Here is a 24,850-nt window from a genome sequence, read left to right as displayed (position 1 = left end):
GTTTTTAGGTTTGCCATCGATTGCCAATTTTTATATGCCATCCTTCAAGAATTTTTTTTATAAAATAGGTTTCTCCGATTAGAGTTCCGTCCATAATCAAAATGTAAGTATTTTTATCGTCATCACATTTAAAAATATTACTGTAATGTAAAAAAGGAAATTTATCAGGTTTTAATTTTATATATTCCGAATATTCTTTTGAGGTTAAGAAAACTATTTTCTCATCAAACGGTTCAATTTTTCTGAAATTTCCGTCATTGGTTACTATAATTAAAAAATCTAATGTATCTAAAAAACTTTTTTCTCTTTCTGAAGAATAGGATTGTATATTTTCTTGTTGTTTCCTAAAATCTTCTTCAAATGTTTTTAAATTAACTATAAATTCATCAATGCGGGGATTGTGATTTTCAATAAGTGGGTAATCACCATACCTTATGCCTTGTGCTAATTTTGAAAAGTCATTATCTACACTTTTATACCTTGGGTTTCGGTCATCAAAATCGCTAATTCCGTCATGATCTGTATCACTTGAATATGGATTAGTGAAAAGAAGTAATTTTTCTTCTAAATCATTGATCCCATCATGGTCTGAATCTTTAATAATATCATTAATATTTAGTATTACAAGAGCGTTGTTTTTTAACGTTTCATACTTTGCTTCTCCACTAGGAAAAGTTTCTTTTTTGATTAATCTTACTATGTCTGCTTCTATTTGGATATTACTTTTATCTAGCCATAAAGGATATTTTGAGTTACTTTTGAATATATAATTATCACGCTCTTCCAGCCCCGTAAAATAGTTTCTCCATGTTTTTCCATGATCGGTTGAAAGACGTAAGTAATATCTTGAACGAAATGATTTTGTACGGTACAATATGGCTTGAACACCTCCTAATTCTCCGGTTTTAATGATGAGAGGTATTGGAATATCACCATATTTTTTTGAATACTCAATCTTTTGAATTGAATCATGTATTTCATAATCATCAAAAAATTCAAAACTGTTGTCAGGTTTCTTCCTACTGCGGGCAATATCAGTTTTTATTTTTACCGAATCTATAATATCATGTAAGTTAGCATGTTTATTTAGGTATTTTACAGTGATAAAATTAAAAGGTGGTTTTAATGTTTTTCTCTTTGAAATGGGTTTGAATGTATGCTTGGAATAAGAGTTTTTAATACTGTCTTGATATTTTTTCAAGAGATTGCATTGACAGGGTTCCATTTCTTGAGCTGTTGAATACATACAGATGAAAAGTAGAAAAAAGAGGACTGTTTTTTTCAAGGTTTTAGTTTTATGATTTTTTTTAACGATAATTAATACGATTTTATTTTATGAATCATTTTTTTCCTTTGCTAAAGGAATACTGATAAGACCAATAAAGTTTTATTTTCTTCTTTTTATTTCAAAAAAGTAAAATTTTTCATTAAAACAAAACCCAAATACTGGTTAAACGATTTCGCTGAAAACAGCATCAGCAAAGGCTTGGGATTAAACTCATATTAAACCTTTTTTAAATTCACCATTTCGTGGTTTTTCTTCTCGGATTTCAGGATTTTTTGTATTATATTTGTTAGAAACATGAACAATGAAAAACAATTTATTGATTTTTACGTTTGGTTTTTTAGCACTTCCTGTCTTCGGTTGGGCTCAATCTGCACCGGACTTCAGAGAACTTTTAGACAGTGCAATGGTTCGTGATTCGGATCTTAAAATGCAGATAACACAAAACAAACTTACAGATCTTGATGCTCATAAACTAAAGGATATTTTTCTTCCGACTCTGGAGGTCAGCGGACAGGTAGGTTATCTTAACGGAACCGCCAGGCTTACATCCCCCGAGATCAATCTCACACCTTTTATCAGGATTCCGGAGGGTTCTTTTAATAATAATTTAAATGTTTCAGGATTTTCAGGAATTGCAAAAACAGATGCAAAAATGTTGCTGTATTCCGGAGGAAAAGTCAAATATCTGAAAAAAGCAATCGAGGAAAAGAAAATGTCAGAAGATATTTTGCTCGAAAAAACAAAAGATGAGGTCGTTGCCAATATTTCAAAAGCATATGATCAGTTAGCTTTAATTCATCAGTCCAAAAAAGTATTGGACGAAAGTAAAAAAAGGTTGGATATCAACCGGAAAACAGCTGATAAAGCACTTGGTTATGGGCTTATAACACCTTACGATCATAAAAAAATAGAACTGGCTCAGGCTACTTTAGATGCGAAAGTGGTGGAATATGAAGGGAAAAAGGAACTTCTTCTTACACAACTTTATATTTTAACGGGAATCAATAAAGAAAGACTGAGAGTGATCGAACCGGTTTTGGAGCCTGTCGAATTGTTATCTCCGGAAAAAGGAATTGATCAGAGAGCAGAAATCCGTGCACTGGAGCATGGCATCGTTGCAGCCGATTACAAAATAAAAGCAGAGAGAACATGGATGATTCCAAAGGTTCAGTTAATGGCATCCGCTTATTATATCGGGCTGTACGGAAGCAGAATTAAGACTTCTGAAAATATCATTCCCGCAATTCCTTTGATTGGATATGAAGGCGCCAGACTGGACTGGAGACCTACCAACATCAATATTTTCCCATTGATTACAGCCGGAGTGGGCTTTAAATGGGAGATTTTTGACGGCAAGGAAGGCAAGCATGCTGAAGAAACTGCAAAAATAGGAAAAGAAATTCTTCAGAATCAAAAGGAAGATGCTTTGAAGAAACTGACTTTAAATTTAGCCAACAACCAAACCAATTATAATATTGCCAGTGCTCAGATTACATTAAAAGCAAAAGAAAAAGAACTGGCGAAAAATGCTTTGGTTCAGGCTGAAAAAGAATTCAGATACGGAATGAGCAAGTCTTCCCAGCTGATAGATGCCGAAAATGATCTTGAAGTATCCGAACTCGAATATCAAAACGCAATTTTTAATCAAAGAAGAGCAGGAATAGAGCTGATGAGGTCTACTCAGGAATTGGATATTGCTAAACTTTATCAACCTTAAAATTAAAATGATGCAAAAAAATATCTCCCTATTATTTGTACTTCTTTTTGTATTGGGAAGCTGCGATAAAAAAAATGAAAAACTGAATGATTCTGAAGGGAAGACAAAAAAAGACGTCGTTTCTTTTGCTCCCAAAGTTACCGGAAGGATCTTAAAAATATACGTTGCAGAAGGACAGACGGTAAAAAAAGGGGATACGTTGGCATTGCTCGATGTTCCCGAAGTTTCTGCTAAAATAGCTCAGGCTCAGGGCGCGGTAAGTGCAGCAACCGCTCAGGAGCAAATGGCTAAAAACGGAGCTACAGCTGATCAGCTGAAGCAGCTTCAGGCCAAATATAAAGGCTTGAAAGAACAATATGATTTTGCCCAGAAATCATTTAAAAGAGCTTCAAATATGTTCCGCGACAGTCTGATGTCTCCACAGGCCTATGATGAAGTTTATGCTAAAATGCAGGGTGCAAAAGCTCAGTATGACGCAGTAATTGCTGAATTGGATGATGTAAAAAGAGGAACCCGTTTTGAAAAAGTGGAGATGGCCGCCGGTCAGGCTTCACAGGCAAAAGGTGCTTTACAGGAAGCCAATGTTGCTTATTCCGAAAGATATATCATTGCCACCAATGATATGGAAATTGAGACGATCAGCCTGAATACGGGAGAATTGGCTACTGCAGGATTTGCTTTGTTCAACGGATATATTCCCAACAGTACATTTTTCAGATTTACAGTTCCTGAAAGTCAGATTTCAAGGTATAAAAAAGGGCAGACCGTCAATATGCAGATTCCTTACAACAAAGAAAACATTGAAGGAACAATTCTGTATATTAAACAGCTGACTAAGTATGCAGATATTACCACGGCATATCCGGATTATCAGCTTCAGGATGCAATTTATGAGATTAAAGTAAAGCCAAAAGATATGAATAAAGCAAAAGATATCCTGGTGAATTCAAATGTATTGCTAAAATAATTATGAAAGAGTTTTTCCGACTTTTAAAGCGAGAATTCAAGCTGTTTATCGGCAATTCGACTTTAAGAACAGTGTTCTTTCTGGCGCCGATTTTCTATGCCACTTTACTGGGTTTCGTTTATAAAAGCGGAAAAGTTGAAAATACACCTGTTCTGGTGATCGACAGAGATAATACTCCTTTATCGAATCAGCTGACCGAAATGCTGGAAGATAATAAAAGTATTAAAGTCATTCGCTATCTGCAGGAGCCTTTCAGTATTAAAGATGAAGTGATAAAACATGAAGCGGCAGCGGTGGTTATCATTCCTTCAAAATTTGAAGCTTTTATTCTTCAGAAAAAATATCCTGAGCTGAATGTTTACATTAACACAGGAAATGTACTGACGGCCAATTTTGCTTCAAAAGCGTTGCAGCTGACAGTCGGAACGTTTTCTGCGGGAGTTTCAATCAAGGCACTTCAAAAAGCGGGAATGCCGGCAACAAGAGCTGCAACACAGTATGAGCCGTTTAAAGCAAACTATATTACCCTGTTTAACACGACCGGAAATTATCTGATTTTTATGTGGCCGGCGATGTTGGCCGTCGTTTTGCAACAAGTGATTCTGTTGGCGATGGCTGTGAGTTTTGCTGCTGAATTTCAGGGCGGGACATTTATTAAAGAATATTTTAAAATGAAAAGATGGGCGTTTCCGACCATGCTGATCAAGGTGATTCCAATCTGGATATTTTCAATTCTGATTGTTGGAGTTTATTATTTTATGCACATGATTTTTAAAGTCCCGATGCCGGAAGGAATATTCAATTTTATTGTATTAACGGCAGTTTTCGTAGGTTCTGCATCGTTTTTAGGTGTTTTTATCAGTATTTTGATTCCTGATGCCTTGAAAGCCACTCAGATATTGATGGTTATTGCTTCTCCTGCATTTATCATCAGTGGTTTCACATGGCCTCTGAATGCGATGCCGGCCTTTGTACAGTTTATCGCGAATATTATTCCGCTGACTCCATTTTTACAGGCGTTTAAAATCTTACTCATTCAAAAAGGTTCCGTAGAACTTACTTTTCCCTATCTGAAACATTTGGGAATTTTATTGATTGTATATGCTGTTTTAGGATGGATTGCTTTAAAAATTAAAATGTGGTTGATGTTCCGTTATGTCAAACCTGAAACCATACCCGATTTACCTGAAACAGATGATTAATTTACACTAAACATCAAAATATTATTTTTACTAAAGCACTGATTGATCATTCATTTATTTTTAACTTTAAATTTATTGTTATTAATGGATAACTGATTATAAAGTAGTTGCTTAACTTCTTTGAAAAAAAGAGTGGAAAATGATAAGAAAAACTGATATATTTGTTTTTTAACAATTAAACAACTATGGAAAACGTTTTTGATGCAAAAGATGCTCAGAATTACATTGATAGAATAAATAAGCTGGTGGAAGACACCCACGGTCTGTGGGGGAAAATGACAGTTGACCAGATGTTGGCACACTGTTGTATTACTTATGAAATGGTATACGAGCCTGAAAAACATAAAAAACCGGGTGCTATTGCTAAATTTATTCTGAAGACTTTTGTAAAGCCTAAAGTGGTAGGAGAAAAAGCTTATCCCAGAGATTCTCCTACAGCACCGCAGTTTCTGATCTCAGGAAGAAAAAGCTTTGATGATGAAAAGAAAAGACTGATCGGGTTTATCCAAAAAACACAACAATTGGGCGCTTCGGCTTTTGATGATAAAGAGTCTTTCTCGTTCGGAAAATTAAAAGCTGATGAGTGGAATAATATGTTTGCAAAACATTTAAATCACCATTTGGCTCAATTCGGAGTTTAAAATAACAACATCTATGAAAAAAATTTTATTATTCTTTATTCTTGTTTCCAATTTCATTTTTGCCCAGATGCCCAACATATCTAATGTCTGGCTGAATGAAAGTAAGCCTTACACAGGGACCATCGGAAATAACAAACAGGAGATCAAACTAAAGATCAACATCTCCGAGCAGGACAAAAAAAATGATCAGGAATATTTTGTTTCAGGATATTCACTGGTCGATAAAAATTATACCAAATTTGAAGGTAAATTAAAAATCACCAAATATAAAGATGCTAAGAAAAGAGGCAGTGTATATGGTGAATATGAATTTGCTGAAGAAAGTAAAGGGAAGCATTCCGGAGTTTTCAAAGGTAAATTTATCTATACTTTCAAATGGAATAAGACGTCTGAAAAAGTAGAAGCTCAATATATTGAACTCATTGGTGACTGGAAGAGCTATGATCATACACTGGATTTCAAAACGCGCCTGAAAAACCAATAATTATGCTCAGAAAAATTTTAGCGGTGCCTGCGGGACTTTTCTTTGGAGTACTGTGCATTTCTGCCATTGAAAAATTGGGACATTATCTGTTTCCGAGACCTGAAGGGATGAAAGCCGATGATATGGAGGCTTTAAAACAATATGTTGAAACGGCACCTCTTATGGCGCTGATGTTTGTGATTATAGGGTATGCTGTCGGAGCTTTTATAGCAGGTTTTTCTTCTACAAAAATCGCCGGTGACGGAAAGAAAATATATGCCGTTATTTGCGGAGCCATTTTCTTGCTGCAGGGAATTTATATGATGTATATTCTGCCTACTCCAATCTGGTTCTGGATTTTAGGAATCGCAGTTTGGGGACTGGTTTTAGTGGGATATAAATTAGCTTTAAATAAAAAATAATATGAAACTAGGAGCATTTTCAATCAGTTTAAGTGTCAAAGATCTACAAAAATCAAAGGATTTTTACGAAAAATTAGGTTTCGTTCAGATGGCTGGAAGTATAGAACATAACTATCTTATTATGAAAAACGGAGATCATTTGATTGGTCTTTTTCAGGCGATGTTTGATGGGAATATGCTTACTTTCAACCCTGGCTGGGATCAGAATGCCCAAAACCTTGAATCTTTTGATGATGTTCGTGATATTCAGAAGCATTTAAAAAATCAAGGGGTGGAAATCGATAAAGAAACTGATGAAACGACTTCAGGTCCTGCCCATATATACCTTAAAGATCCTGACGGAAATATGATTCTTATAGATCAACACAGATAAATTTAAAAACGTTCAAAGATGAAAAAAATATTAAAAAGAATTATTATCGTACTTGCTTCTATCCTTATTTTATGGATGGTTGCCGCAGCCTTGATTTCTGGAGACTGCAAATATGAGAAATCAATATCTATCAATGCTCCCATCGATAAAGTATGGCAAAATACCAATACACTGAAAGCCATGGACCAATGGAGTTCCTGGAATGATCTCGATCCCGGAATGAAAAAAGACTGGACCGGAACAACGGGGCAGCCTGGTGAAAAGGTATGCTGGAGCAGTACAAAAAAAGAAGCCGGACAAGGCTGTCAGGAAGTTAAAAAAGTAGATGCTGACCACAAAAGAATTGATACAGATATCGTTTTTTTAACACCTTATAAAAGTGAAGCTCATGCTTACGTGACATTAACTCCGGAAGGAAACGGCACAAAAGCAACCTGGGGATTTACGTCTAAAATTCCTTATCCTTTTACCATAATGAAGTTAGTGATGAATATGGAAGATGCCATCGGGAAAGATTATCAGGAGGGACTTACCAGACTGAAAGATTTATCAGAAAAGTAATGCTTGTAAAGTAACTTTTAACCCAACCTTTAACAGATTAAAACTAAATTATACTAATAAAAAAGAAACACATTATGGCATCAGTAAACGTTTATTTAACATTCAACGGGAATTGTAAGGAAGCATTTGATTTTTATAAATCCGTATTCGGAGGCGAATATCAATACATCGGAACTTTCGGGGAAATGCCTCCAATGGAAGGCCAGGAAGCTAAAGAAGAAGACAAAAATAAAATTATGCATGTTTCTCTTCCTATTTCTAAAGAAACCACTTTAATGGGGAGCGATGCCGGTTGCGACTGGGTTTCTCAACTGAAAACCGGAAATAATTTCTCAATCTCAATCAATGCAGAGTCTAAAGAGGAGGCAGATCAGTTATTCAACGGTCTTTCGGATGGCGGACAGGTGACTATGCCAATGGCAGATACGTTCTGGGGTGCTTATTTCGGAATGTTTACCGATAAATTCGGGATTAATTGGATGGTCAACTATGATGACCCTGCAAAAATGCAGCAATATTCTTAATATTAATATTTTGTATTCGAAATATCGTTAAAACAAACCGGCAAAAGATATTGCCGGTTTTTATTTTACAATACATTTGCATTCCAAAAATTTTTAAATTTGGATAAGTAGTCAAGGCAAAATTTAAATTAAATCAGATTAAAAAATAAAACAGAGATGAAATTTAGTATTGATCAAATTAAAGCAGAACATCAAAAAGTAAAAAGCGGGGCTGATTTTCCTAAATATATTCAGGCTATTAAAAACCTTGGAGTTTCTCACTATGTCGCCCATGTGAAAGATGGGAATACTGAATATTTTGATGCAGAAAATAAATCGGGTTCTACCGGAGCAAAATATGATCATTTAACGATTTCGGAAAATATAAACCTGGGCAATTTCATGGCAAGGCTGAAACTTCATCAGCAAGGCGGTACAGATTATATGACTTTTTGTAACGATTGTGCCGATAATGGAGTAGAAGGCTGGAAAATGGATTTAAATGAAATGACGTGCTTATATTTTGACAGATCAGGAAATGAAATTCTCATAGAAAAAGTACCTTTTCTTTAGAAATATAATCATTTTGAAGACCTGATAAAAATTATTTTCATACCATCTTTTTTTTACTTATTATTGATAATCGAAATCACTTTTTAAATTATGATAGATAATAATAATTAAAATTAATGTCTTTTCGAAAGTTATTTAAAATTATAAGTTAAAAAATTAAAGAAATATGAAGATTTTAAAGTCACTGGCCATGTTTGTTTTTAGTTTGGGAGCTACGTTCTCATTCGCACAAAAAAATGATTTGGGAGCTTGGTATATGTATTTTGGAAATAATAAAATCAGTAAGAAATTTAATTTCCATAATGAAATTCAATACCGTAATTTTGATGCCGTCGGAGACTTAGAACAGCTTTTGATCCGTACAGGTATTGGATATGACTTAACGGAAAATAATAACAATGTTTTGCTTGGATATGGCTTTATTTTAAGTCAGCCTTACGTAAATGGTGAAAAAACAGAAAATATAGAACATAGAATTTTCCAGCAGTTTATTACAAAGCAAAAGTTCGGACGTTTTAATCTTCAGCACCGTTACCGATTGGAAGAACGTTTTTTACAGGATGATTTCAGGATGAGGTTCCGTTATTATTTAGGAGTGAATATTCCTATTACCAATAAAGAAATGCTTCCGAAAACATTTTATTTATCTGCCTATAATGAGATTTTTCTTCATTTAAACAGTCCGACTTTCGACAGAAACAGGGTCTATGGGGCTTTAGGATATGTAATCAATAAAAATATGAAGATTGAGGCAGGTTATATGAATCAGATTCAGGAAAATAAAAACAGAGGACAAATACAAATTGGCTTTTACAATAATATTCCATTTACGAAAAACTAAAAAGAGTTTTGCTGAGTGTTAAGTCTTCAATATATAAAACTAATTAAAAACTAAAAATAACCGACACTTATGCATTCAGGAAAAAGATTTAGTGCCCGGGAGTTCATTGTCTGGACGAAGAGAAGCATTGTATGTTTAGCCATTTTATCGGCTGTTCCTACGATATTATATTTTTTAGGATGTACATTTCTATCATTTCCGTGGCAGCCGATTGCTATTATGGGAACGGCGGTTGCTTTTATTGTGGGTTTTAAAAACAATGCAAGCTACAGCCGCCTTTGGGAAGCTCGCCAGATTTATGGAGCCATCATCAATGACAGTAGAAGTTTCGGATATATTCTCCGCGATGCTCTTTCGGCAAAGAATCCGAATAAAGTAAAAGAGATGTTTCTGCGTCATTATGCCTGGTTGACGGCACTCCGTTTTCAGCTTCGTGATCCTCGGGCGTGGGAAAATATGATGACGGCACAATATGATGAATATGCGAAAAAGTATGATATTCCCGAAAGACTTACCACATTGGATAATGAACTGAAAAAATATCTCACAGAAACGGAGCTTGAATATATTTTAGGTAAAAAAAACAGAGCGACCCAATTGATGGCAAGCCAAAGCAAAATATTATCTGAAGCTTATGCAGAAGGGGAAATTAATGACTTTCAATGGACTCAGATCAATCAGCAGCTGGTGAAATTTACAGATAATCAGGGTAAGGCAGAGAGAATTAAAAATTTTCCGTATCCAAGAAATTTCTCTTCTATTACCACCTATCTTTTACTCCTGTTTATTGTTTTTGTGCCGTTCGGGCTGTTGAAAGAGTTTGATAAATTGGGCGACGGAACTTTCTTCGAAGATTTTACTTTGTGGTTTAATATTCCGTTTTCTCTTCTTGTAACGTGGTGTTTTCATACCTTGGACAGTGTAGGCGAGGCTTCAGTGAACCCTTTTGAAGGGAGTCCCAATGATGTGCCGATTACTCAGATCAGCAGAACCATTGAGATTGATATGAGAGATATGCTGGATGAAAGTGATCTTCCGCCGGCTATTGTTCCCAAAAATAATATCGTCCTTTAAAATGAGCTAAAATAAAAGACCTTTTGCAGAGTAAGCAGAGCATACTGATTTTATCATTAATGATCATTTGTGAGAGGTAAGAAAAACAAAAATTAACTTTAAATAAAAAATTATAAATATATGATTCACACTTATGTCATAATATCAATCGCGGTGTTATTGTCTGTGATGATATTGGTAATGATAGGGCAGAAACTGAAAGTGGCCTATCCCATTTTCCTGGTTATTGCAGGATTATTAATAAGCCTTGTTCCGGGAATGCCCCATATTGAAATAGAACCGGATTTGGTCTTCCTGATTTTCCTTCCGCCGATCCTTTTTGAGGCGGCTTGGTTTACTTCATGGCAGGATTTCCATAAATGGAGAAAACAGATCTTTTCAATGGCTTTCGGATTGGTATTTCTGACGTCAATTGTTGTAGCATATCTTTCATCATCTATAATTCCGGGACTTACCGTTGCAATGGGATTCTTATTGGGCGGCGTAAACTCTCCTCCGGATGCTGTGGCAGCAACTTCGGTGTTAAAGCATATGAAGATTCCTAAAAAAATAACAAGTATCCTTGAAGGTGAAAGTCTCATTAATGATGCATCAAGTTTAATTGTCTTTAAATTTGCCCTGGCCGCAGTGATTTCGGGACAGTTTATTTTTAGAGAAGCCGTTCAGGATTTCTTTATAATGGCCATTGGCGGAATAGCAGTAGGAGTGGGAACCGGATTTTTGTTTGGAGCCCTGTTGAGAAAAATTCCATCAAATTCAAATATCGATACCATTATAACCCTGATTGTTCCTTACATCATGTATGTCGGGGCAGAACATTTTCATTTTTCCGGCGTGTTGGCCGTGGTTGCCGGAGGCTTGTTGATGTCGTACAATTCACATTGCTATCTGAGCCACACCTCAAGAATTCAGTCGGGTAATGTATGGAGTGTACTTATTTTTCTGATGAATACGATTATTTTTATCCTTATCGGTCTTGAATTGCCGGTTGTCGTAGCAGCGATGAAAGATTATACTATCTCAGAAGGTATTTTTTACAGCATTGTAATTGGCGGAGCTATTATTCTGACAAGAATTTTATACAGCTATGCTTTAATGTATTTTCCACGATTATGCTCCAAAGAATTAAGGTTAAAAGCTCCAAAACCAGATTGGCGGGAACCGTTTATCATCAGTTTTGCAGCCATGCGTGGCGTGGTATCTTTGGCGGCAGCGCTGTCTATTCCGGCATTCTTACCAAACGGAGAGGCATTTCCGCATCGTAATATTATTTTATTTGTAACTTTTGTCATTATTTTAATCACTTTGGTCGGACAGGGGCTGTTATTAACACCGATTCTTAAAATATTAAAAATAAATGATGCCGGAAGCGAGCTGCCTGAAGAGAAACAGGAAGTTATTTTAATGAGAAAATTAAAAGAAACTGCTTTGCATAAATTAGATAATGATTTTTCAGAACTGGCAGAGAAAAACAGTCTGGTAAAACACCAAAAGCATAAACTTGAGAACGAAATGATGATGATGGCTGATAAAGCCCAGTGTATGGCTTCTACAGGAGATTATGTTTCTGCAATGAATGAAAATAAAGATGTTTTGAGACAGGTAATTCAGGCCCAGAGAAATGAACTTCACCGTTTAAAACGTGAGAAAATATTTGATGATCATGTCATGAGAACGATCGAAATGCAGCTGGATTTTGATGAGGCTAAAATTACAGGGTTTTCACATAGCTAATGAACCATAAACCATATTGATATGAGTATTCCTATTATTGTTCAGTACAAAGTAAATGCTCCCGTTGAAAAAGTATGGAAGGCATTAACAGACAAAGAAGAAATGAAATCGTGGTATTTTAATATCACCGATTTTGAACTGGAAGTAGGTAAGCAGTTTAATTTTTATGAACCGGGAGAAGCCCACAAATACCATCATCAGGGCGAAATTTTGGAAATTGTTCCAAACAGAAAATTAAAACATACCTGGTCATATCCTGATTTTACAGAAGAAAAAACGGTAGTTACCTGGGAGCTGCTACAAAAGGAAGACGAAACCGTGATTACTTTAATCCATGAAAATATTGATAATTTTAAAGATCTTGGTGAAAACTTTTCCAGAAAAAGTTTTGCGGAGGGCTGGTCCGGAATTATTAATCAAAGTCTGAAACCTTATCTTGAAAAATAGGCTGTATGTCAAAATTCACCTCACTTCGGCCAGTATTATGGACAGGAAATTTAGAAGAAACAATAGGGTTTTATATTCATATTCTTGGTTTTACAGTGTTGGCGAAAAATGATGACTGGGATTGGGCATTATTACAAAAAAATGATATTCAGATTATGCTGTCGAAACCTAACGGGCATGAAAAAGTCTCGGCAATAAGCTTTACAGGATCTTTTTATTTTACTGTTACTGATGTTGATGAACTTTGGGAAGAACTGAAAACAAAAGCAAAAATCTGCTACCAAATTGAAACTTTCGATTGGGAAATGCGGGAATTCGCGATCTATGATAACAACGGTTATATATTACAATTTGGTCAACATGCAGATGAAATTAGAAAAGCGGAATAAAATTTGCTATTTTTGGGGAAATATTTTAGAAATTCAATGAAAAAAAATATTATAGCAGGTTTTGCTGCAATCTTATTGTTGGCGTCTTGTAATAAGGATGAAAAAATCCTGAATACTTTGAATGAATTTAATAATTCCATGGAAACAAAAGGATATCATTTTGGTGATAAACTAAACATGCCCAAAGAAGTTACAGACAATGCAGAAAGTATTTCAATAAGCTTTGGAGACAAAGAAACTTCAGATTTAACCATTGATCCTAAGTTTTTTACTCTGGGAGACAATGCTGTCACTTTTAATATCAAAACAAAAGGGGGCGAAACTTTAAATCAGGATGCTACAATCAACGTTTTTGCGAAAAATCCTGAACAAAAAATAAATTACGAAATCGTAGCTGAATATCCTCACGATCCTAAGAACTTTGTGCAGGGTTTCCAGATTGAAGGAAATACGATTTATGAAAGCGACGGGCAGAATGGTTCTTCTCAGATTTTAAAATATACACTGGGAACAACAACTCCTCTGGCTTCAACAAAGCAGGCCCAGGAGGATTTTTCTGAAGGAAGCACGATTGTCGGAGATAAAGTATACCAACTGACGTGGCAGAGTAAAAAAGGATATATTTATGATAAAAGTTCATTAAAATTATTATCCGAATTTGCTTATCCTAATGTATTGGGAGAAGGCTGGGGTTTGACGTATGACGGTAAAAACCTGATCGCATCGGATGGAAGTAAATTACTGTATTTCCTTGATGCCAATAATCCTTCAAAATTGGTGAAGTATATTGCCGTGGCTGGAAGTACCCAGGCATATGATCAGCTGAATGAACTTGAATTTCACAACGGATTTATTTATGCTAATGTCTGGCAGAAACCAATTATTCTGAAAATTAATCCTGCAACAGGGGAAGTAGTCGGAACTTTTGATTTTACAGATATTGCAAAACAAAATACCAAAGGAAGTGATGATGTATTAAACGGAATTGCTTTTAAAGGCGAAAATATGTTGGTGACAGGTAAAAACTGGTCTAAGATCTACGAAGTAGCCATTAAATAATGTTAATCAATAGATTTAATTAAAATAAATGATAGCGTTCCTTAGGGACGCTATTTTTAATGGATAGGAATAAATTTTACTATTTTTGAAAAATATTTAAAATCAATGAGAAAAAATATAATTTCGGGTTTGGTGGCTGTGCTGTTACTGGTCTCTTGTAAAAATGATAAAAAGCTGCTGGACTCTTTGAATAACTACAATATTTCAATGCAAGATAAAGGATACCATTTTGGCGATCAGCTTAATCTTCCCAAAGATGTCACTGAGAACGCAGAAAGTATTACCATAAGTTTTGGAGATAAAGAAACTTCGGGCTTAACGATTGACCCTAAATTTTTTGCATTGGGAGATAATGAGGTTACTTTTGTTATTAAAACCAAAGGTGGAGAAACTTTAAATCAGGATGCGACCATTAATGTTTTTGCGAAAAATCCGGAGAAACAAATGGATTATGATATCATTGCTGAATACCCTCATGATGCGAATAATTTCGTGGAAGGATTTTTACTGGAAGGGAATACAGTATATGAAAGTGACGGTTTGGATGGCGCTTCTCAATTGATAAAATATACGTTGGGGAGTACAACGCCTATTATAACGGAAAAACAGCCTGCTGAAATATTTTCTGAAGGATGTGCGATTGCAGGAGATAAAATCTATCAGCTGACATACAAAAGTAAAATAGGCTTTATTTATGATAAAAATTCGCTGAAAAAACTGTCTCAATTTCCTTTGCCTAACGTAATCGGTGAAGGTTGGGGATTAACATATGATGGTAAAAACCTAGTAGCCACCGATGGATCAAATAATCTCTATTATTTGGATGTTAATGATCCTTCAAAAGTAGTAAAAACGGTATCTGTAGCAGGAAATAAGGAAACTTATGACAAACTTAATGAGCTTGAATATCATAACGGTTTTATCTATTCAAATGTTTGGTACAAACCGATTATTCTGAAAATTAAACCTGAAACCGGTGAAGTGGTTGGTAAATTTGATTTTACAAAAATTACCGATGAAAACAGTCAGGGAAATCCAGAACATGTTTTAAACGGAATCGCTTTCAAAGGTGAAAATATGCTGGTAACAGGGAAAAACTGGCCAAAAATATATGAGGTCGCTATAAAATAATTATCATCTAAAAAGAGGATTATATTTCAATAAAAGTATGTAAATTGCTACTGTACGTTTTAGAAAAACGATCCCCGAAAAAACGAAATTTGAAGGTACTACATTTAATACTGTTATTTATTTTCTGTACATTTTCTGCGCAGAAAGCTCTTCCCCTTGATACATTAAAGCTGAAGGAAGCACGAGACATGTTTGCTGACGATTATGGAAATCTTTATATCTACAGAAACAAAGATTTTAGCTTTACAAAATACGATTCTTTAGGAAAACAGATCGGAAAGCTGATGGTGACGGTGCCTTTTAAAATTCAGACTGTTCAGAATCCTCTGAGTGTCCCTTTGTTTTCTGAGAATGCCCAGGAAATGAAGTTTGTAGACCAGAATATGAATGAAATTCAACGTGTTGATTTTAAACAGAAATTCGGTTTTATCAAGATGGCATATGCTGAAGATCTTCAGCAGCTGTGGCTGTTGGACGACAGTACAAAACGTTTGATTCAGTACAATTTCAGGAATGAGACGATTATCAATTCTTATCCTTTTGATGCGAGTTTTGAGGATTTGATGGATCTGCTGATTTTTGAAAATAAAGTATACATTTTAACAAAAAAACATATCAGAGTTTATAATTTCAAATTCGAAAAACTCTTTGAGGCCCCTGTTGAAAACGTAAAACGCTTCAGAAGAGAAAATGAATTTGTGTTGGTTATTACCAACAACTCGATTTTAAAATACAACCCGGAAAAAGAAATGACCAGGATTTTCGGAGATCAGGATGCGCAAATTGTGGATAAAAATACACTTGCATATTTTGAAATCAAGGCCAACAAACTTTATCTTTACGACCTCGAAAAAAGTAAAGAAATAAAACAGCAGACTGATCCGGAACCGGTAGAAAAGACCAAGGAAAAAACAGAGGATTCTAAAGAAGAACCGGCTAAAAAAACTGAAAGTTTTGATATGTTGAACCTTTTTGAAGAGATCGGAGAAATTCAGAAATTAGGAGTTTAATCATTGAGTTATCAATAAAAAAATAGTAAGGAAAAAGATATGCATATTGCGGTTACAGGAAATATTGGGGCAGGAAAAACGACATTAACGACGATGCTTTCTAAGCATTACGGGTGGGATGCACAGTTTGAAGATGTGGATCACAATCCTTATCTGGAAGATTTTTATGCTGATATGAGTAAGTGGAGTTTTGCATTGCAGGTATATTTCTTGGGAAGCAGATTCCGTCAGGTAAAAGAAATCAGAGAAAGCGGTAAAAATATTATTCAGGATCGTACAATCTATGAAGACGCTCATATTTTTGCGGAAAATCTTAATGATATGAAATTGCTTTCAGACAGAGATTTTAATAATTATTCTTCAGTATTTAATCTGATGAAATCTTTTGTTTCGGCGCCGGATTTACTGATTTACCTTAAATCTGATGTTCCGAATCTGGTGAAGAAAATCTATAAAAGAGGACGCGAATATGAAGCGTCAATCAGTATAGAATATCTTTCAAAACTGAATCAGAAATATGAAAAATGGATTTCTGATTATACTGAAGGAAAACTTCTGATTATTGAAGTCGATGATTTGGACTTTGTAGAAAAGCCTGAAGATTTCGGATTTATTCTTGAAAAAATAGAAGCCGAGCTTAACGGATTGTTTTAACAATAATTTATCATTAATTAAGGCTATTGTCACTTGATTTCTTTCTAAATTTGTTAAGTACAAGATTAATTTTTAAATCCAATAAAAAATGGTAGTTAAGGTTTTACATAACGGAAACTGTTCAAAATCTAATGCTGTATTAGAGTATTTGGATGAAAACGGGGTCGCATTTGAAATAATTAATATTGTTGAAGATCCACTAAGTATTCTGGAGCTTAAAACGGTCTTGAAAAAGCTTAACCAAAGTGTTTTTCATATCATTCGCAAAACTGAAAAACTGTATCAGGAAAAATTTACCGATAAAAACTATTCTGAGGACGAGTGGCTCAAAATTCTGTCAGAAAATCCTTCTCTCATCCAGAGACCTATTTTGATTAAAGGTTCTGTAGCAATGTTGGGACGACCGATTGAAAATGTAAAGTATTTTATAGAAAAATAAGAAACAAACATATAAACTAAAAAGTCAGCTGTAACGCTGACTTTTTTATTTTTATAATAGAATAACTCCTTCTATTTTTGCGACTTCCTTATAAATTTTCACTACCTGATCTGCGTCCAAAACAAAAGCATTGATATTGCAGGCTGTGTATTTTCCGTTTTTGCTTTCACGATTTCCTAGTGTGAACTTAATTCCGTCAAATACCTTGTAGATCTCAGTAAGCTTACTCTGATCTGTAGGAATAATGAATTTAAATAAATAGTCTTCCGGAAAATCATGATGACCTTCCAGTTTTTCCTTTAAAGAACTGTAAAATTCCTCGGGATTTGAATGTTGATTTCCTTGTAATATATCCATCTACAAATTTAATTAATATATAAAATTAACGAAAATTTTTCTATTTTCCAAGAGGTCCTAAAAGCGCCTTGGAATTTTGATGCTCATAATCTTCGATAATATTGAAAAGACCGTTTACCAGCTGTTCTGAAGCAAGTTTGCTTAAACCTCCTGCATTGACGTTATTATTGCTGCCTCCTAAAAGATTTCCCAAAAGATTATTTCCGGAAAGAGCTGTATTGATGGTTTTAACGATGCCGTACTCATTAAGTTTTTCATCTACTTTAGGAGCGATAGCAGCTACAAGCTGTTGTGAAGTCTTTTCTTTTAGAATCTGTGTGGCTGTAGTACCATCAACAATTCTTTTGACATCCTGCGAGGTTAAACTGCTTACAGCGCCTTCCAGAATAGGTCGGGAAGTATTCACTGTATAGGCTGCGGCCTGGGCAATATAATCTCTTTCTTTTGCAACGAGAGAAGGGGCAATCTTCTCCAATGTCGAGTTGATATCTCTCAATTGCTTCGGAAGTGCTTTATCCACCATATTATTTTGCAGGAATGCTTCTTTATTGCTGTAGATCCCCATCCCTTTATCAATACCGTTTAATAAAAGCTTCTTTATAATAGAAACTCCCAGATCCGTAGATGCCAGTGTAGAGCACGAATGGATGGTAGTAGTAATAACTGCACCGGTTCCGATAATTAAAGCTGCGGCGATGATGTATTTTTTCATTTAATTTTTTCTTGTTGTTTCCTTTTCAAATAACGAACCAAAGTTAAACACTATAATCTGTTTAACAAAATATTAAAATTACAATAGATATTGGGGAATTTTATAAGAAAAATCGATATAAATCCATTTTATTTATTTTATTAAAACAGATTGATTTTGGTAAATATTTTATTAAAAAATCGATTTTTTTGAAATTTATTTATTTTAGTTATGAAAATTTATAATTTTTAAGAAATATTAACGATGTAACGTATATTTTTATAATTTTGGCTAATGTCTTTTTTTGAGAAATACGAAACGATTTCAATTAAGACATTGAAAAAGGTCGTGAAGCCTGATTCTTAATTTGATTGTACGAATAAATTTAAACTATATGAAACAACGTGATTTAAAGTATTCATGTCTCATTGCTGTTCTCTATTTTGGAATGAATGTCAATGCTCAGACTGCTCCGAAGGATACTATTCCTAAAGAGAATAAAATTGACGAGATTGTAATGATCGGGTATGGTAGCCGTAAAAAGGTTGATAATACCACAGCAATCAGCTCAATCAGTGCAGAAGAAGTTACAAAAACCAAAGTTTTAAACGCATCACAGGCTATTCAGGGTAAGGCTGCGGGGGTACAGGTGACAGCATCTGATATGCCGGGTTCTACACCTACCGTTATGATTAGGGGTATGGGTACTGTAACAGGGGGAAGAACACCTTTATATGTTGTAGATGGAATGTTTGCTAATAACATCAATAACATCAACTCGAATGATATCCTAACTTATGATATTCTTAAGGATGCAGCTGCATTAGCTATCTATGGTAACAGAGCTGCAAATGGAGTTATTATCATTACCACAAAATCTGGTAAAGGGAGATTGAGCGTTTCTTATGATGGTTTAGTTGGGATTAGAAATCCTTTAAGGAAAGTGAAAATGGCAAATGCTTCTGAATTTGCTAACTACAATAATATTGCTCTGGGACAAAATAAATTTTCAATTGATCAACCAGTAAATACAGATTGGTTTAAAGAAATTACCAGAACAGGTATTTATAATCAACATAACCTTTCTATATCAGGTTCTGGAGAATCAGTAAAATACTTCTTAAGCTTAAACAATTATGATGAAGAATCTATACTTAGAGGTACAAGTTATAATCGTTCAACAATCAGAACTAATAACGAATTCAAAATTGCGAAAGGGGTTACTTTATCGCAAAATCTAAGTGTAGCTTTTACAAAAGATACTCCTAAACCATTAAACGCATTTACAACAGCTTATAAACAATCTCCAATTGTCCCTGTTAGATATGGTTCTGGTCAGTTTGGTATTCCTAGAGTTAATCCTAGTGGTATTGTAGATTATACAGGATCTCAATTTAACAATGTTGGAAACCCAATGAGTCAACTATTCTATGATAATCAACAAAGTAAAGGAATGATTATGCAGGGTGGTTTGAAATTAGATGTAGATATTGTAAAAGGATTAAAATTTACATCCCAATTTAGTGGTGAATACGGAAATTATAAATCATATAACTTTACAGATGCTGTTGCTGTTTGGCTGGCGGCAGATCCTACAAGAGTGGTTACAGGTTTTGATAATAACAATGCTAGAAATACCCTTCTTAATAAGAAAGAAGATTATTATAACTGGTCATTAACAAACTACTTGACATATAATAAAAAGTTTGGAGTACATGATATTGAAGCGACAATAGGTACTGAAGCAACGGTTATAAATGGTATTGAATCATTAGAACTTACAAGAAGAAATCTTCTGTTAACAGATCAAAATTACTGGAATCTTAAAGATTTTGATTATGTCAATAATGTACAGAATCTTAAGTCAGTAAAAGGTGATAGAAATACAACGATATCTTATTTCGCAAGAGCACAATATAAATTAATGAACCGTTACTTATTAAGTGCTACCGTAAGACGTGACGGATCTTCTCAGTTCGCAGCAGGTCAAAAATGGGGAACGTTCCCATCATTTGGAGCAGGTTGGGTAGTATCTGAAGAAGACTTCATGAAAGGAGGTTTCTTTAATCTTTTAAAACTTAGAGGAGGATGGGGTAGATTAGGAAACCAAAAAGTTCCATTGAACTATTTACCACTTAACTCAGGTACAGTTTATAACTATGGTTTTGGAAACAGTAGTGTCGTAAGTAATGGTATCACTGTAAATAAAGGGTATGACCCGTTATTGGGTTGGGAAATTACTGAAGAATCATCAGTTGGATTAGATTTCGGAATATTGAATAATAGATTAACGGGTTCAGTAGATGCCTACAATAGAGAGACTAAGAATCTTATTTTAGGTATTTCTAATTATTTGACTTCAGGACAGTCTGAAACATATTATTCTCATATGGGAGCTGTTGTCAACAAAGGATTGGAATTTTCACTAAACTGGGCTGACAGAATCGGAGATAATTGGAGATACTCTATTGGTGGAAATTATTCATACAATCAGAATAAGTTAACAAGAGTTGACACAGGAAAAAATATAGCTCAATTAAGCGGAGGAGATTTAGGTAATGGCCAATGGACAAAGCTATTTAATGGATCTACTGTTGGGCAGGCATTGGGAAGTTTTTATCTATGGGAATTTGACGGATACGATGCTAGTGGAAATATGAAGTATAAAGATCTTAACGGAAACGGTGTCACTGGATCTGCTGATGCTGGTGATAGAAAATATTTTGATTCTTATATTCCGAAATCTACTTTAGGAATCAACGTTTCATTAAGCTATAAAGATTGGGATTTTGCAGCTAATGGATATGGTGCATTTGGTTTTAAGGTATATAATGGTAAAAAAGCACAAAGAATAAGTGGCGAAAATATTGAATCTTCTGTGGCTAATGATTATTGGACACCTTCGAATGTTAATGCTGCAAACCCAGCACCTTCGACTGCTATTCCTATTGCATCTACATTTTTCCTAGAAGATGGAGATTATTTTAGAATAAATAATATTTCTATTGGTTATACCATCAAAGATGTAGTTAAAAATGTAAAATCTATTAGATTGTATGTAAGCGCAATCAATCCTGTAGTATGGCAAAAATATTCAGGATATTCTTCTGAATTGTCTGGTTATAGTGCTACAGATTCTAATGCTGAAGGAAATCCTTACGGATTGGCTGGGGTAGAATTGAATACTTACCCTACTTTAAGATCATTCTTATTTGGTTTAAACGTTAACTTCTAAAAAAATGAAAAGAAATAAAATATTAATCGTCTCTTTGATGTTATTGGCAGCAGGGACTTTAACACAAAGCTGCAAGGATGAATTTATTGATGTTTCTCCTTCAGAATCAATGACTGTTGGTGATATTGAAAAATTCAATAATAATGATGGAGCTACTTATTTTGTAAATTCTATTTATGCAAAATTTTTAGATTGGAATATGAGTACATTCGCTTGGATTGGAGTTACTTCAATTGTTTCGGATGACGCTGATAAGGGATCTAGCTCTGGAGATAATGGTTCAGATAAGGATATTCTTGATGCTTTAAACTTTACGGCTACTACACCTTCATTTAAAGAATTATTTGCTTCTAATTATCAGGGTATTAATAGAGCAAACCAGGCGTTATTATATATTCCGCAATTAGATAAAGCTGATCCTGCTTTGAGAGCTAGATTAATAGGCGAGGCTAAATTCCTGAGAGCATTTATGTATTTTACTTTAGTCAAATCATTTGGTGGGGTTCCTTTGGTAGATCATGTTCCTGCTCCAGGTAGTGAGGATGATAAAAAAATGCAGCTTACTAGAGTTTCTAAAGAACAAATCTATGCTTTTATAGAAAAAGACCTTCAGGATGCTATTGCAGCATTACCTGGTAAATCAACATATACAGGGAATAATGTTGGTAGAGCTTCTGTAGGAGCAGCGCATGCTTTACTAGCTAAAGTTTATTTATATCAGAAAAAATGGCAGTTAGCTGTTGATGAAGCCAATCAGGTTGCCGGATATTCTTTAACTCCTGAGTTTATTGATATTTATAAAGTTACGGGAGAAAACAATGCTGAATCAATTTTTGAAATTCAAGGTTCAGGTGCTGTTAGTGGTCGTGCAATACAACAATATACTCAAGTTCAGTCGCCTCGAGGTACTGGAGGTTGGGGTTGGGGATTTGCAACACCTACTCAAGGATTATATGATGCTTATCCTGATGGAGATAAAAGAAGAGATGCTACAATTATGCACAGAGGAATGTCTCTTTATGATAATAGAGTGGTGAATATAGATGCAGAAAATAAATACTATAATTATAAAGCTTATTCTTCAGCATATTATGATCAGGCTTCTACAGATACAAACATCCGTTACTTAAGATATGCCGAAGTTCTTTTAATCAAAGCTGAAGCAATGAACGAGCTGGGTCAGACTTCTGCGGCGATTCCTTTCTTAAATGAAGTGAGAAACAGAGCTGGTATCGGAGTTACTCCTGCAGCTTCCCAAGCGGATGTAAGAGCAGATATCTGGAAACAGAGAAGATTAGAACTTGCTTTCGAACATGACAGATGGTTTGATTTGGTGAGAACAGGCCAGGCAGCGACAGCAATGGCAGCTGATGGTGGAAAAGTCTTTAAGGTTGGGACTCATGAAGTATTCCCTTTACCTCAGGACTTTATTATGGAAGCTGGAGGATTATCAGCTCAAAACCCAGGTTATTAAAATTAATCATAAACTTAGAGGAGGATGAAAGTTCTCCTCTTTTTTTAGTATTTTGTTTTAAAAAATGATATAATGAAAAGGATAATATGCGCAATTGCCATTGCATCATTACTTACTGTTTCCTGCAAAAACTCTCAAAGTGCAAAACAGGAAGTTTCAAAAGCTGAAGTCGTAAAAAGCAATATTACTGACGAACAGTTGATGAACAGAGTTCAGAAAGATGCCTTGAAATATTTCTGGGAATATGCCGAACCAAACTCGATGTTGGGAAGAGAGCGCTACCATGAAGACAATATCTATCCGGATCATGATAAACATGTTGTGACAACAGGTGGATCAGGATTTGGTTTAGCGACCATATTAGTCGGAGTGGAAAGAGGCTTCGTTCCAAGAAAAGAGGCGGTAAAAAGATTGACTGTCATGATGGATTTCTTAGCAAAAGCAGATCGTCACAAGGGAGCCTGGTCTCACTGGATCAATGGCGAAACAGGAAAAACAGTTCCTTTCGGGAAAAAAGATAATGGTGGAGACTTGGTAGAAACAGCATTTTTGACATCCGGAATTTTAATGGTCCGTGAATATTTCAAAAATGGAAATGCAGAAGAAAAAGCTTTGGCAAAAAAATGTGATGAGCTTTGGAAAGGTATTCAATGGAACTGGTATACGAAAGGAGGCGAAAAAGTTCTGTACTGGCACTGGTCACCGGAATATCAGTGGGAAATGAATTTTCCGCTGCAAGGTTATAACGAATGTTTAATTACGTATATTTTAGCAGCTTCATCACCCACTTATTCAATCGATGCTGAAACGTATTACCAGGGCTGGACAAGAAATGGAACCTATCTTTCAGACAAAGAAAAATACGGACTTCCTATGTATGTTAAGCATAACGGAGCCGAGGAATATGGCGGTCCTTTGTTTTGGACTCAATATTCTTACATCGGTCTAGATCCTACCAACCTGTCTGATAAACTAATTAAAAATTATTTTGATTTAAATAAAAATCAGGTGCTTATCGACTACAAATACTGTGTTGAAAACCCAAAACAATGGAAAGGTTACGGACCTAATTACTGGGGATTAACAGCTGGATATTCGAGAAATAAAGACGGAAGCGTTGGCTATGATGCCCATTTCCCACAAAATGACCATGGCGTCATTACTCCGACTGCGGCTTTGAGCAGCTTTCCGTATTCACCGAAAGAATCAATGGATTTTTTAAGATTTATATATACTCAAAAGCCCGAATTTATCGGATCTGCAGGACCTTACGATGCAACGTCAATCAATTATGATAATTGGACGACTCCAAGATATCTGGCGATCGATCAGGGAACCATTGCACCGATGATTGAAAACTACAGAACAGGGTTTTTATGGAAATTATTCATGAATGCTCCGGAAATCAAGCAAGGTTTGAAAAAATTAAGCTTCAAATCAGAAAAATATAATATCAAATAATATTTTTTAGGAGCTTAATCCCGCTTTCCGCACTCGCTATTTTTGGGTTTTCGGGGGGGGGGGGGGGGGGGCGCCCCCACAAAAAAAAAAAAAAAAAAAAAAGGGGGAGAGGGGGGGGATAAATGTTTTTATATAAAGAAAAAG

General features: G+C 35.0%; 26 protein-coding genes. 23 read left to right on the top strand and 3 right to left on the bottom strand.

The annotated features are described in order from the left end of the window. Positions 1 to 4: 4 nt before the first annotated feature. Positions 5 to 1,285 carry a hypothetical protein gene (locus tag M2373_RS12450; RefSeq protein ID WP_259111160.1) on the bottom strand — a complete coding sequence of 427 codons (1,281 nt, stop codon included), beginning with the start codon at positions 1,283 to 1,285 and terminating at the stop codon, positions 5 to 7. 304 nt (positions 1,286 to 1,589) lie between these two features. Between M2373_RS12450 and M2373_RS12445 the strand changes: the two genes are divergently transcribed. From M2373_RS12445 to M2373_RS12350, 20 genes are all read left to right on the top strand, one after another. Further along, positions 1,590 to 3,005 carry a TolC family protein gene (locus M2373_RS12445; protein ID WP_259111158.1) on the top strand — a complete coding sequence of 472 codons (1,416 nt, stop codon included), beginning with the start codon at positions 1,590 to 1,592 and terminating at the stop codon, positions 3,003 to 3,005. 10 nt (positions 3,006 to 3,015) lie between these two features. After that, on the top strand, positions 3,016 to 3,972 hold the full coding sequence (locus tag M2373_RS12440; RefSeq protein WP_259111156.1) for an HlyD family secretion protein: 957 nt from the start codon (positions 3,016 to 3,018) through the stop codon (positions 3,970 to 3,972). A gap of 2 nt (positions 3,973 to 3,974) precedes the next feature. Next, complete coding sequence (locus M2373_RS12435) at positions 3,975 to 5,174, top strand: ABC transporter permease (protein WP_259111154.1); 1,200 nt, start codon at positions 3,975 to 3,977, stop codon at positions 5,172 to 5,174. Positions 5,175 to 5,359: 185 nt separating this feature from the next. Then, complete coding sequence (locus M2373_RS12430) at positions 5,360 to 5,815, top strand: DinB family protein (RefSeq protein ID WP_259111152.1); 456 nt, start codon at positions 5,360 to 5,362, stop codon at positions 5,813 to 5,815. 13 nt (positions 5,816 to 5,828) lie between these two features. Continuing rightward, positions 5,829 to 6,299, top strand: coding sequence for a hypothetical protein (locus M2373_RS12425; RefSeq protein WP_259111150.1), 471 nt, complete (start codon positions 5,829 to 5,831; stop codon positions 6,297 to 6,299). Positions 6,300 to 6,301: 2 nt separating this feature from the next. Then, a complete protein-coding gene (locus M2373_RS12420; protein ID WP_259111148.1) occupies positions 6,302 to 6,700 on the top strand; it encodes a hypothetical protein in 399 nt (132 codons plus the stop codon). A 1-nt stretch (position 6,701) separates the two neighbouring features. Next, the gene (locus M2373_RS12415) at positions 6,702 to 7,073 is read left to right on the top strand and encodes a VOC family protein (protein WP_259111146.1); all 372 of its coding nucleotides are present in this window, start codon (positions 6,702 to 6,704) and stop codon (positions 7,071 to 7,073) included. An 18-nt stretch (positions 7,074 to 7,091) separates the two neighbouring features. Continuing rightward, a complete protein-coding gene (locus M2373_RS12410) occupies positions 7,092 to 7,634 on the top strand; it encodes an SRPBCC family protein (RefSeq protein ID WP_259111144.1) in 543 nt (180 codons plus the stop codon). Positions 7,635 to 7,708: 74 nt separating this feature from the next. Continuing rightward, positions 7,709 to 8,158 (top strand): VOC family protein, encoded by a 450-nt coding sequence (locus M2373_RS12405; RefSeq protein WP_259111142.1) that lies wholly within the window; start codon positions 7,709 to 7,711, stop codon positions 8,156 to 8,158. A 156-nt stretch (positions 8,159 to 8,314) separates the two neighbouring features. After that, positions 8,315 to 8,710, top strand: coding sequence for a DUF1398 domain-containing protein (locus M2373_RS12400; protein WP_259111140.1), 396 nt, complete (start codon positions 8,315 to 8,317; stop codon positions 8,708 to 8,710). 166 nt (positions 8,711 to 8,876) lie between these two features. Continuing rightward, positions 8,877 to 9,551, top strand: coding sequence for a DUF2490 domain-containing protein (locus M2373_RS12395; protein WP_259111138.1), 675 nt, complete (start codon positions 8,877 to 8,879; stop codon positions 9,549 to 9,551). Positions 9,552 to 9,620: 69 nt separating this feature from the next. Then, the gene (locus M2373_RS12390; RefSeq protein ID WP_259111136.1) at positions 9,621 to 10,625 is read left to right on the top strand and encodes a bestrophin family protein; all 1,005 of its coding nucleotides are present in this window, start codon (positions 9,621 to 9,623) and stop codon (positions 10,623 to 10,625) included. Positions 10,626 to 10,745: 120 nt separating this feature from the next. Beyond that, positions 10,746 to 12,359 (top strand): Na+/H+ antiporter, encoded by a 1,614-nt coding sequence (locus M2373_RS12385; RefSeq protein ID WP_259111134.1) that lies wholly within the window; start codon positions 10,746 to 10,748, stop codon positions 12,357 to 12,359. A 21-nt stretch (positions 12,360 to 12,380) separates the two neighbouring features. Then, positions 12,381 to 12,806, top strand: coding sequence for an SRPBCC domain-containing protein (locus M2373_RS12380; RefSeq protein WP_259111132.1), 426 nt, complete (start codon positions 12,381 to 12,383; stop codon positions 12,804 to 12,806). A 5-nt stretch (positions 12,807 to 12,811) separates the two neighbouring features. Beyond that, the gene (locus M2373_RS12375) at positions 12,812 to 13,195 is read left to right on the top strand and encodes a VOC family protein (RefSeq protein WP_259111130.1); all 384 of its coding nucleotides are present in this window, start codon (positions 12,812 to 12,814) and stop codon (positions 13,193 to 13,195) included. A gap of 36 nt (positions 13,196 to 13,231) precedes the next feature. After that, the gene (locus M2373_RS12370; protein WP_259111128.1) at positions 13,232 to 14,254 is read left to right on the top strand and encodes a glutaminyl-peptide cyclotransferase; all 1,023 of its coding nucleotides are present in this window, start codon (positions 13,232 to 13,234) and stop codon (positions 14,252 to 14,254) included. Positions 14,255 to 14,359: 105 nt separating this feature from the next. Then, positions 14,360 to 15,385 carry a glutaminyl-peptide cyclotransferase gene (locus tag M2373_RS12365; protein ID WP_259111126.1) on the top strand — a complete coding sequence of 342 codons (1,026 nt, stop codon included), beginning with the start codon at positions 14,360 to 14,362 and terminating at the stop codon, positions 15,383 to 15,385. An 89-nt stretch (positions 15,386 to 15,474) separates the two neighbouring features. Further along, positions 15,475 to 16,395: a hypothetical protein gene (locus M2373_RS12360; RefSeq protein WP_259111124.1), complete on the top strand. Its 921-nt coding sequence runs from the start codon at positions 15,475 to 15,477 to the stop codon at positions 16,393 to 16,395. 39 nt (positions 16,396 to 16,434) lie between these two features. Further along, positions 16,435 to 17,049 (top strand): deoxynucleoside kinase, encoded by a 615-nt coding sequence (locus M2373_RS12355; protein ID WP_259111122.1) that lies wholly within the window; start codon positions 16,435 to 16,437, stop codon positions 17,047 to 17,049. A gap of 88 nt (positions 17,050 to 17,137) precedes the next feature. Further along, positions 17,138 to 17,488 carry an ArsC/Spx/MgsR family protein gene (locus tag M2373_RS12350; protein ID WP_259111121.1) on the top strand — a complete coding sequence of 117 codons (351 nt, stop codon included), beginning with the start codon at positions 17,138 to 17,140 and terminating at the stop codon, positions 17,486 to 17,488. Positions 17,489 to 17,539: 51 nt separating this feature from the next. Here the strand turns inward: M2373_RS12350 and M2373_RS12345 are convergent, their stop codons facing one another. Together M2373_RS12345 and M2373_RS12340 are read right to left on the bottom strand one after the other, a co-directional pair. Then, on the bottom strand, positions 17,540 to 17,845 hold the full coding sequence (locus M2373_RS12345; RefSeq protein ID WP_259111118.1) for a DUF493 domain-containing protein: 306 nt from the start codon (positions 17,843 to 17,845) through the stop codon (positions 17,540 to 17,542). A gap of 40 nt (positions 17,846 to 17,885) precedes the next feature. Further along, positions 17,886 to 18,557: a DUF4197 family protein gene (locus M2373_RS12340; protein ID WP_259111116.1), complete on the bottom strand. Its 672-nt coding sequence runs from the start codon at positions 18,555 to 18,557 to the stop codon at positions 17,886 to 17,888. Between the two features lie 373 nt (positions 18,558 to 18,930). Between M2373_RS12340 and M2373_RS12335 the strand changes: the two genes are divergently transcribed. The 3 genes from M2373_RS12335 to M2373_RS12325 all read left to right on the top strand — a co-directional run bounded on the left by M2373_RS12335 (position 18,931) and on the right by M2373_RS12325 (position 24,706). Further along, positions 18,931 to 21,771 carry a SusC/RagA family TonB-linked outer membrane protein gene (locus M2373_RS12335; protein WP_259111114.1) on the top strand — a complete coding sequence of 947 codons (2,841 nt, stop codon included), beginning with the start codon at positions 18,931 to 18,933 and terminating at the stop codon, positions 21,769 to 21,771. Positions 21,772 to 21,775: 4 nt separating this feature from the next. Beyond that, the gene (locus M2373_RS12330) at positions 21,776 to 23,245 is read left to right on the top strand and encodes a RagB/SusD family nutrient uptake outer membrane protein (RefSeq protein WP_259111112.1); all 1,470 of its coding nucleotides are present in this window, start codon (positions 21,776 to 21,778) and stop codon (positions 23,243 to 23,245) included. A gap of 72 nt (positions 23,246 to 23,317) precedes the next feature. Beyond that, positions 23,318 to 24,706 carry a glucoamylase family protein gene (locus M2373_RS12325; protein WP_259111110.1) on the top strand — a complete coding sequence of 463 codons (1,389 nt, stop codon included), beginning with the start codon at positions 23,318 to 23,320 and terminating at the stop codon, positions 24,704 to 24,706. Positions 24,707 to 24,850: the final 144 nt, after the last annotated feature.

Origin of the sequence: Chryseobacterium sp. JUb7, assembly GCF_024806495.1 — a bacterium.
Taxonomy (GTDB): Bacteria; Bacteroidota; Bacteroidia; order Flavobacteriales; family Weeksellaceae; genus Chryseobacterium.
The sequence above is the reverse complement of the archived record's forward strand: the minus strand, read 5'-3'. Positions and strand labels throughout refer to the sequence as shown.

Bases quoted from the DNA above. Each gene is read 5' to 3' on its own strand.
- M2373_RS12445 (WP_259111158.1), top strand. From the start codon at position 1,590: ATGAAAAACAATTTATTGATTTTTACGTTTGGTTTTTTAGCACTTCCT.
- M2373_RS12440 (WP_259111156.1), top strand. From the start codon at position 3,016: ATGCAAAAAAATATCTCCCTATTATTTGTACTTCTTTTTGTATTGGGA.
- M2373_RS12435 (WP_259111154.1), top strand. From the start codon at position 3,975: ATGAAAGAGTTTTTCCGACTTTTAAAGCGAGAATTCAAGCTGTTTATC.
- M2373_RS12430 (WP_259111152.1), top strand. From the start codon at position 5,360: ATGGAAAACGTTTTTGATGCAAAAGATGCTCAGAATTACATTGATAGA.
- M2373_RS12425 (WP_259111150.1), top strand. From the start codon at position 5,829: ATGAAAAAAATTTTATTATTCTTTATTCTTGTTTCCAATTTCATTTTT.
- M2373_RS12420 (WP_259111148.1), top strand. From the start codon at position 6,302: ATGCTCAGAAAAATTTTAGCGGTGCCTGCGGGACTTTTCTTTGGAGTA.
- M2373_RS12415 (WP_259111146.1), top strand. From the start codon at position 6,702: ATGAAACTAGGAGCATTTTCAATCAGTTTAAGTGTCAAAGATCTACAA.
- M2373_RS12410 (WP_259111144.1), top strand. From the start codon at position 7,092: ATGAAAAAAATATTAAAAAGAATTATTATCGTACTTGCTTCTATCCTT.
- M2373_RS12405 (WP_259111142.1), top strand. From the start codon at position 7,709: ATGGCATCAGTAAACGTTTATTTAACATTCAACGGGAATTGTAAGGAA.
- M2373_RS12400 (WP_259111140.1), top strand. From the start codon at position 8,315: ATGAAATTTAGTATTGATCAAATTAAAGCAGAACATCAAAAAGTAAAA.
- M2373_RS12395 (WP_259111138.1), top strand. From the start codon at position 8,877: ATGAAGATTTTAAAGTCACTGGCCATGTTTGTTTTTAGTTTGGGAGCT.
- M2373_RS12390 (WP_259111136.1), top strand. From the start codon at position 9,621: ATGCATTCAGGAAAAAGATTTAGTGCCCGGGAGTTCATTGTCTGGACG.
- M2373_RS12385 (WP_259111134.1), top strand. From the start codon at position 10,746: ATGATTCACACTTATGTCATAATATCAATCGCGGTGTTATTGTCTGTG.
- M2373_RS12380 (WP_259111132.1), top strand. From the start codon at position 12,381: ATGAGTATTCCTATTATTGTTCAGTACAAAGTAAATGCTCCCGTTGAA.
- M2373_RS12375 (WP_259111130.1), top strand. From the start codon at position 12,812: ATGTCAAAATTCACCTCACTTCGGCCAGTATTATGGACAGGAAATTTA.
- M2373_RS12370 (WP_259111128.1), top strand. From the start codon at position 13,232: ATGAAAAAAAATATTATAGCAGGTTTTGCTGCAATCTTATTGTTGGCG.
- M2373_RS12365 (WP_259111126.1), top strand. From the start codon at position 14,360: ATGAGAAAAAATATAATTTCGGGTTTGGTGGCTGTGCTGTTACTGGTC.
- M2373_RS12355 (WP_259111122.1), top strand. From the start codon at position 16,435: ATGCATATTGCGGTTACAGGAAATATTGGGGCAGGAAAAACGACATTA.
- M2373_RS12350 (WP_259111121.1), top strand. From the start codon at position 17,138: ATGGTAGTTAAGGTTTTACATAACGGAAACTGTTCAAAATCTAATGCT.
- M2373_RS12345 (WP_259111118.1), bottom strand. From the start codon at position 17,845: ATGGATATATTACAAGGAAATCAACATTCAAATCCCGAGGAATTTTAC.
- M2373_RS12340 (WP_259111116.1), bottom strand. From the start codon at position 18,557: ATGAAAAAATACATCATCGCCGCAGCTTTAATTATCGGAACCGGTGCA.
- M2373_RS12335 (WP_259111114.1), top strand. From the start codon at position 18,931: ATGAAACAACGTGATTTAAAGTATTCATGTCTCATTGCTGTTCTCTAT.
- M2373_RS12330 (WP_259111112.1), top strand. From the start codon at position 21,776: ATGAAAAGAAATAAAATATTAATCGTCTCTTTGATGTTATTGGCAGCA.
- M2373_RS12325 (WP_259111110.1), top strand. From the start codon at position 23,318: ATGAAAAGGATAATATGCGCAATTGCCATTGCATCATTACTTACTGTT.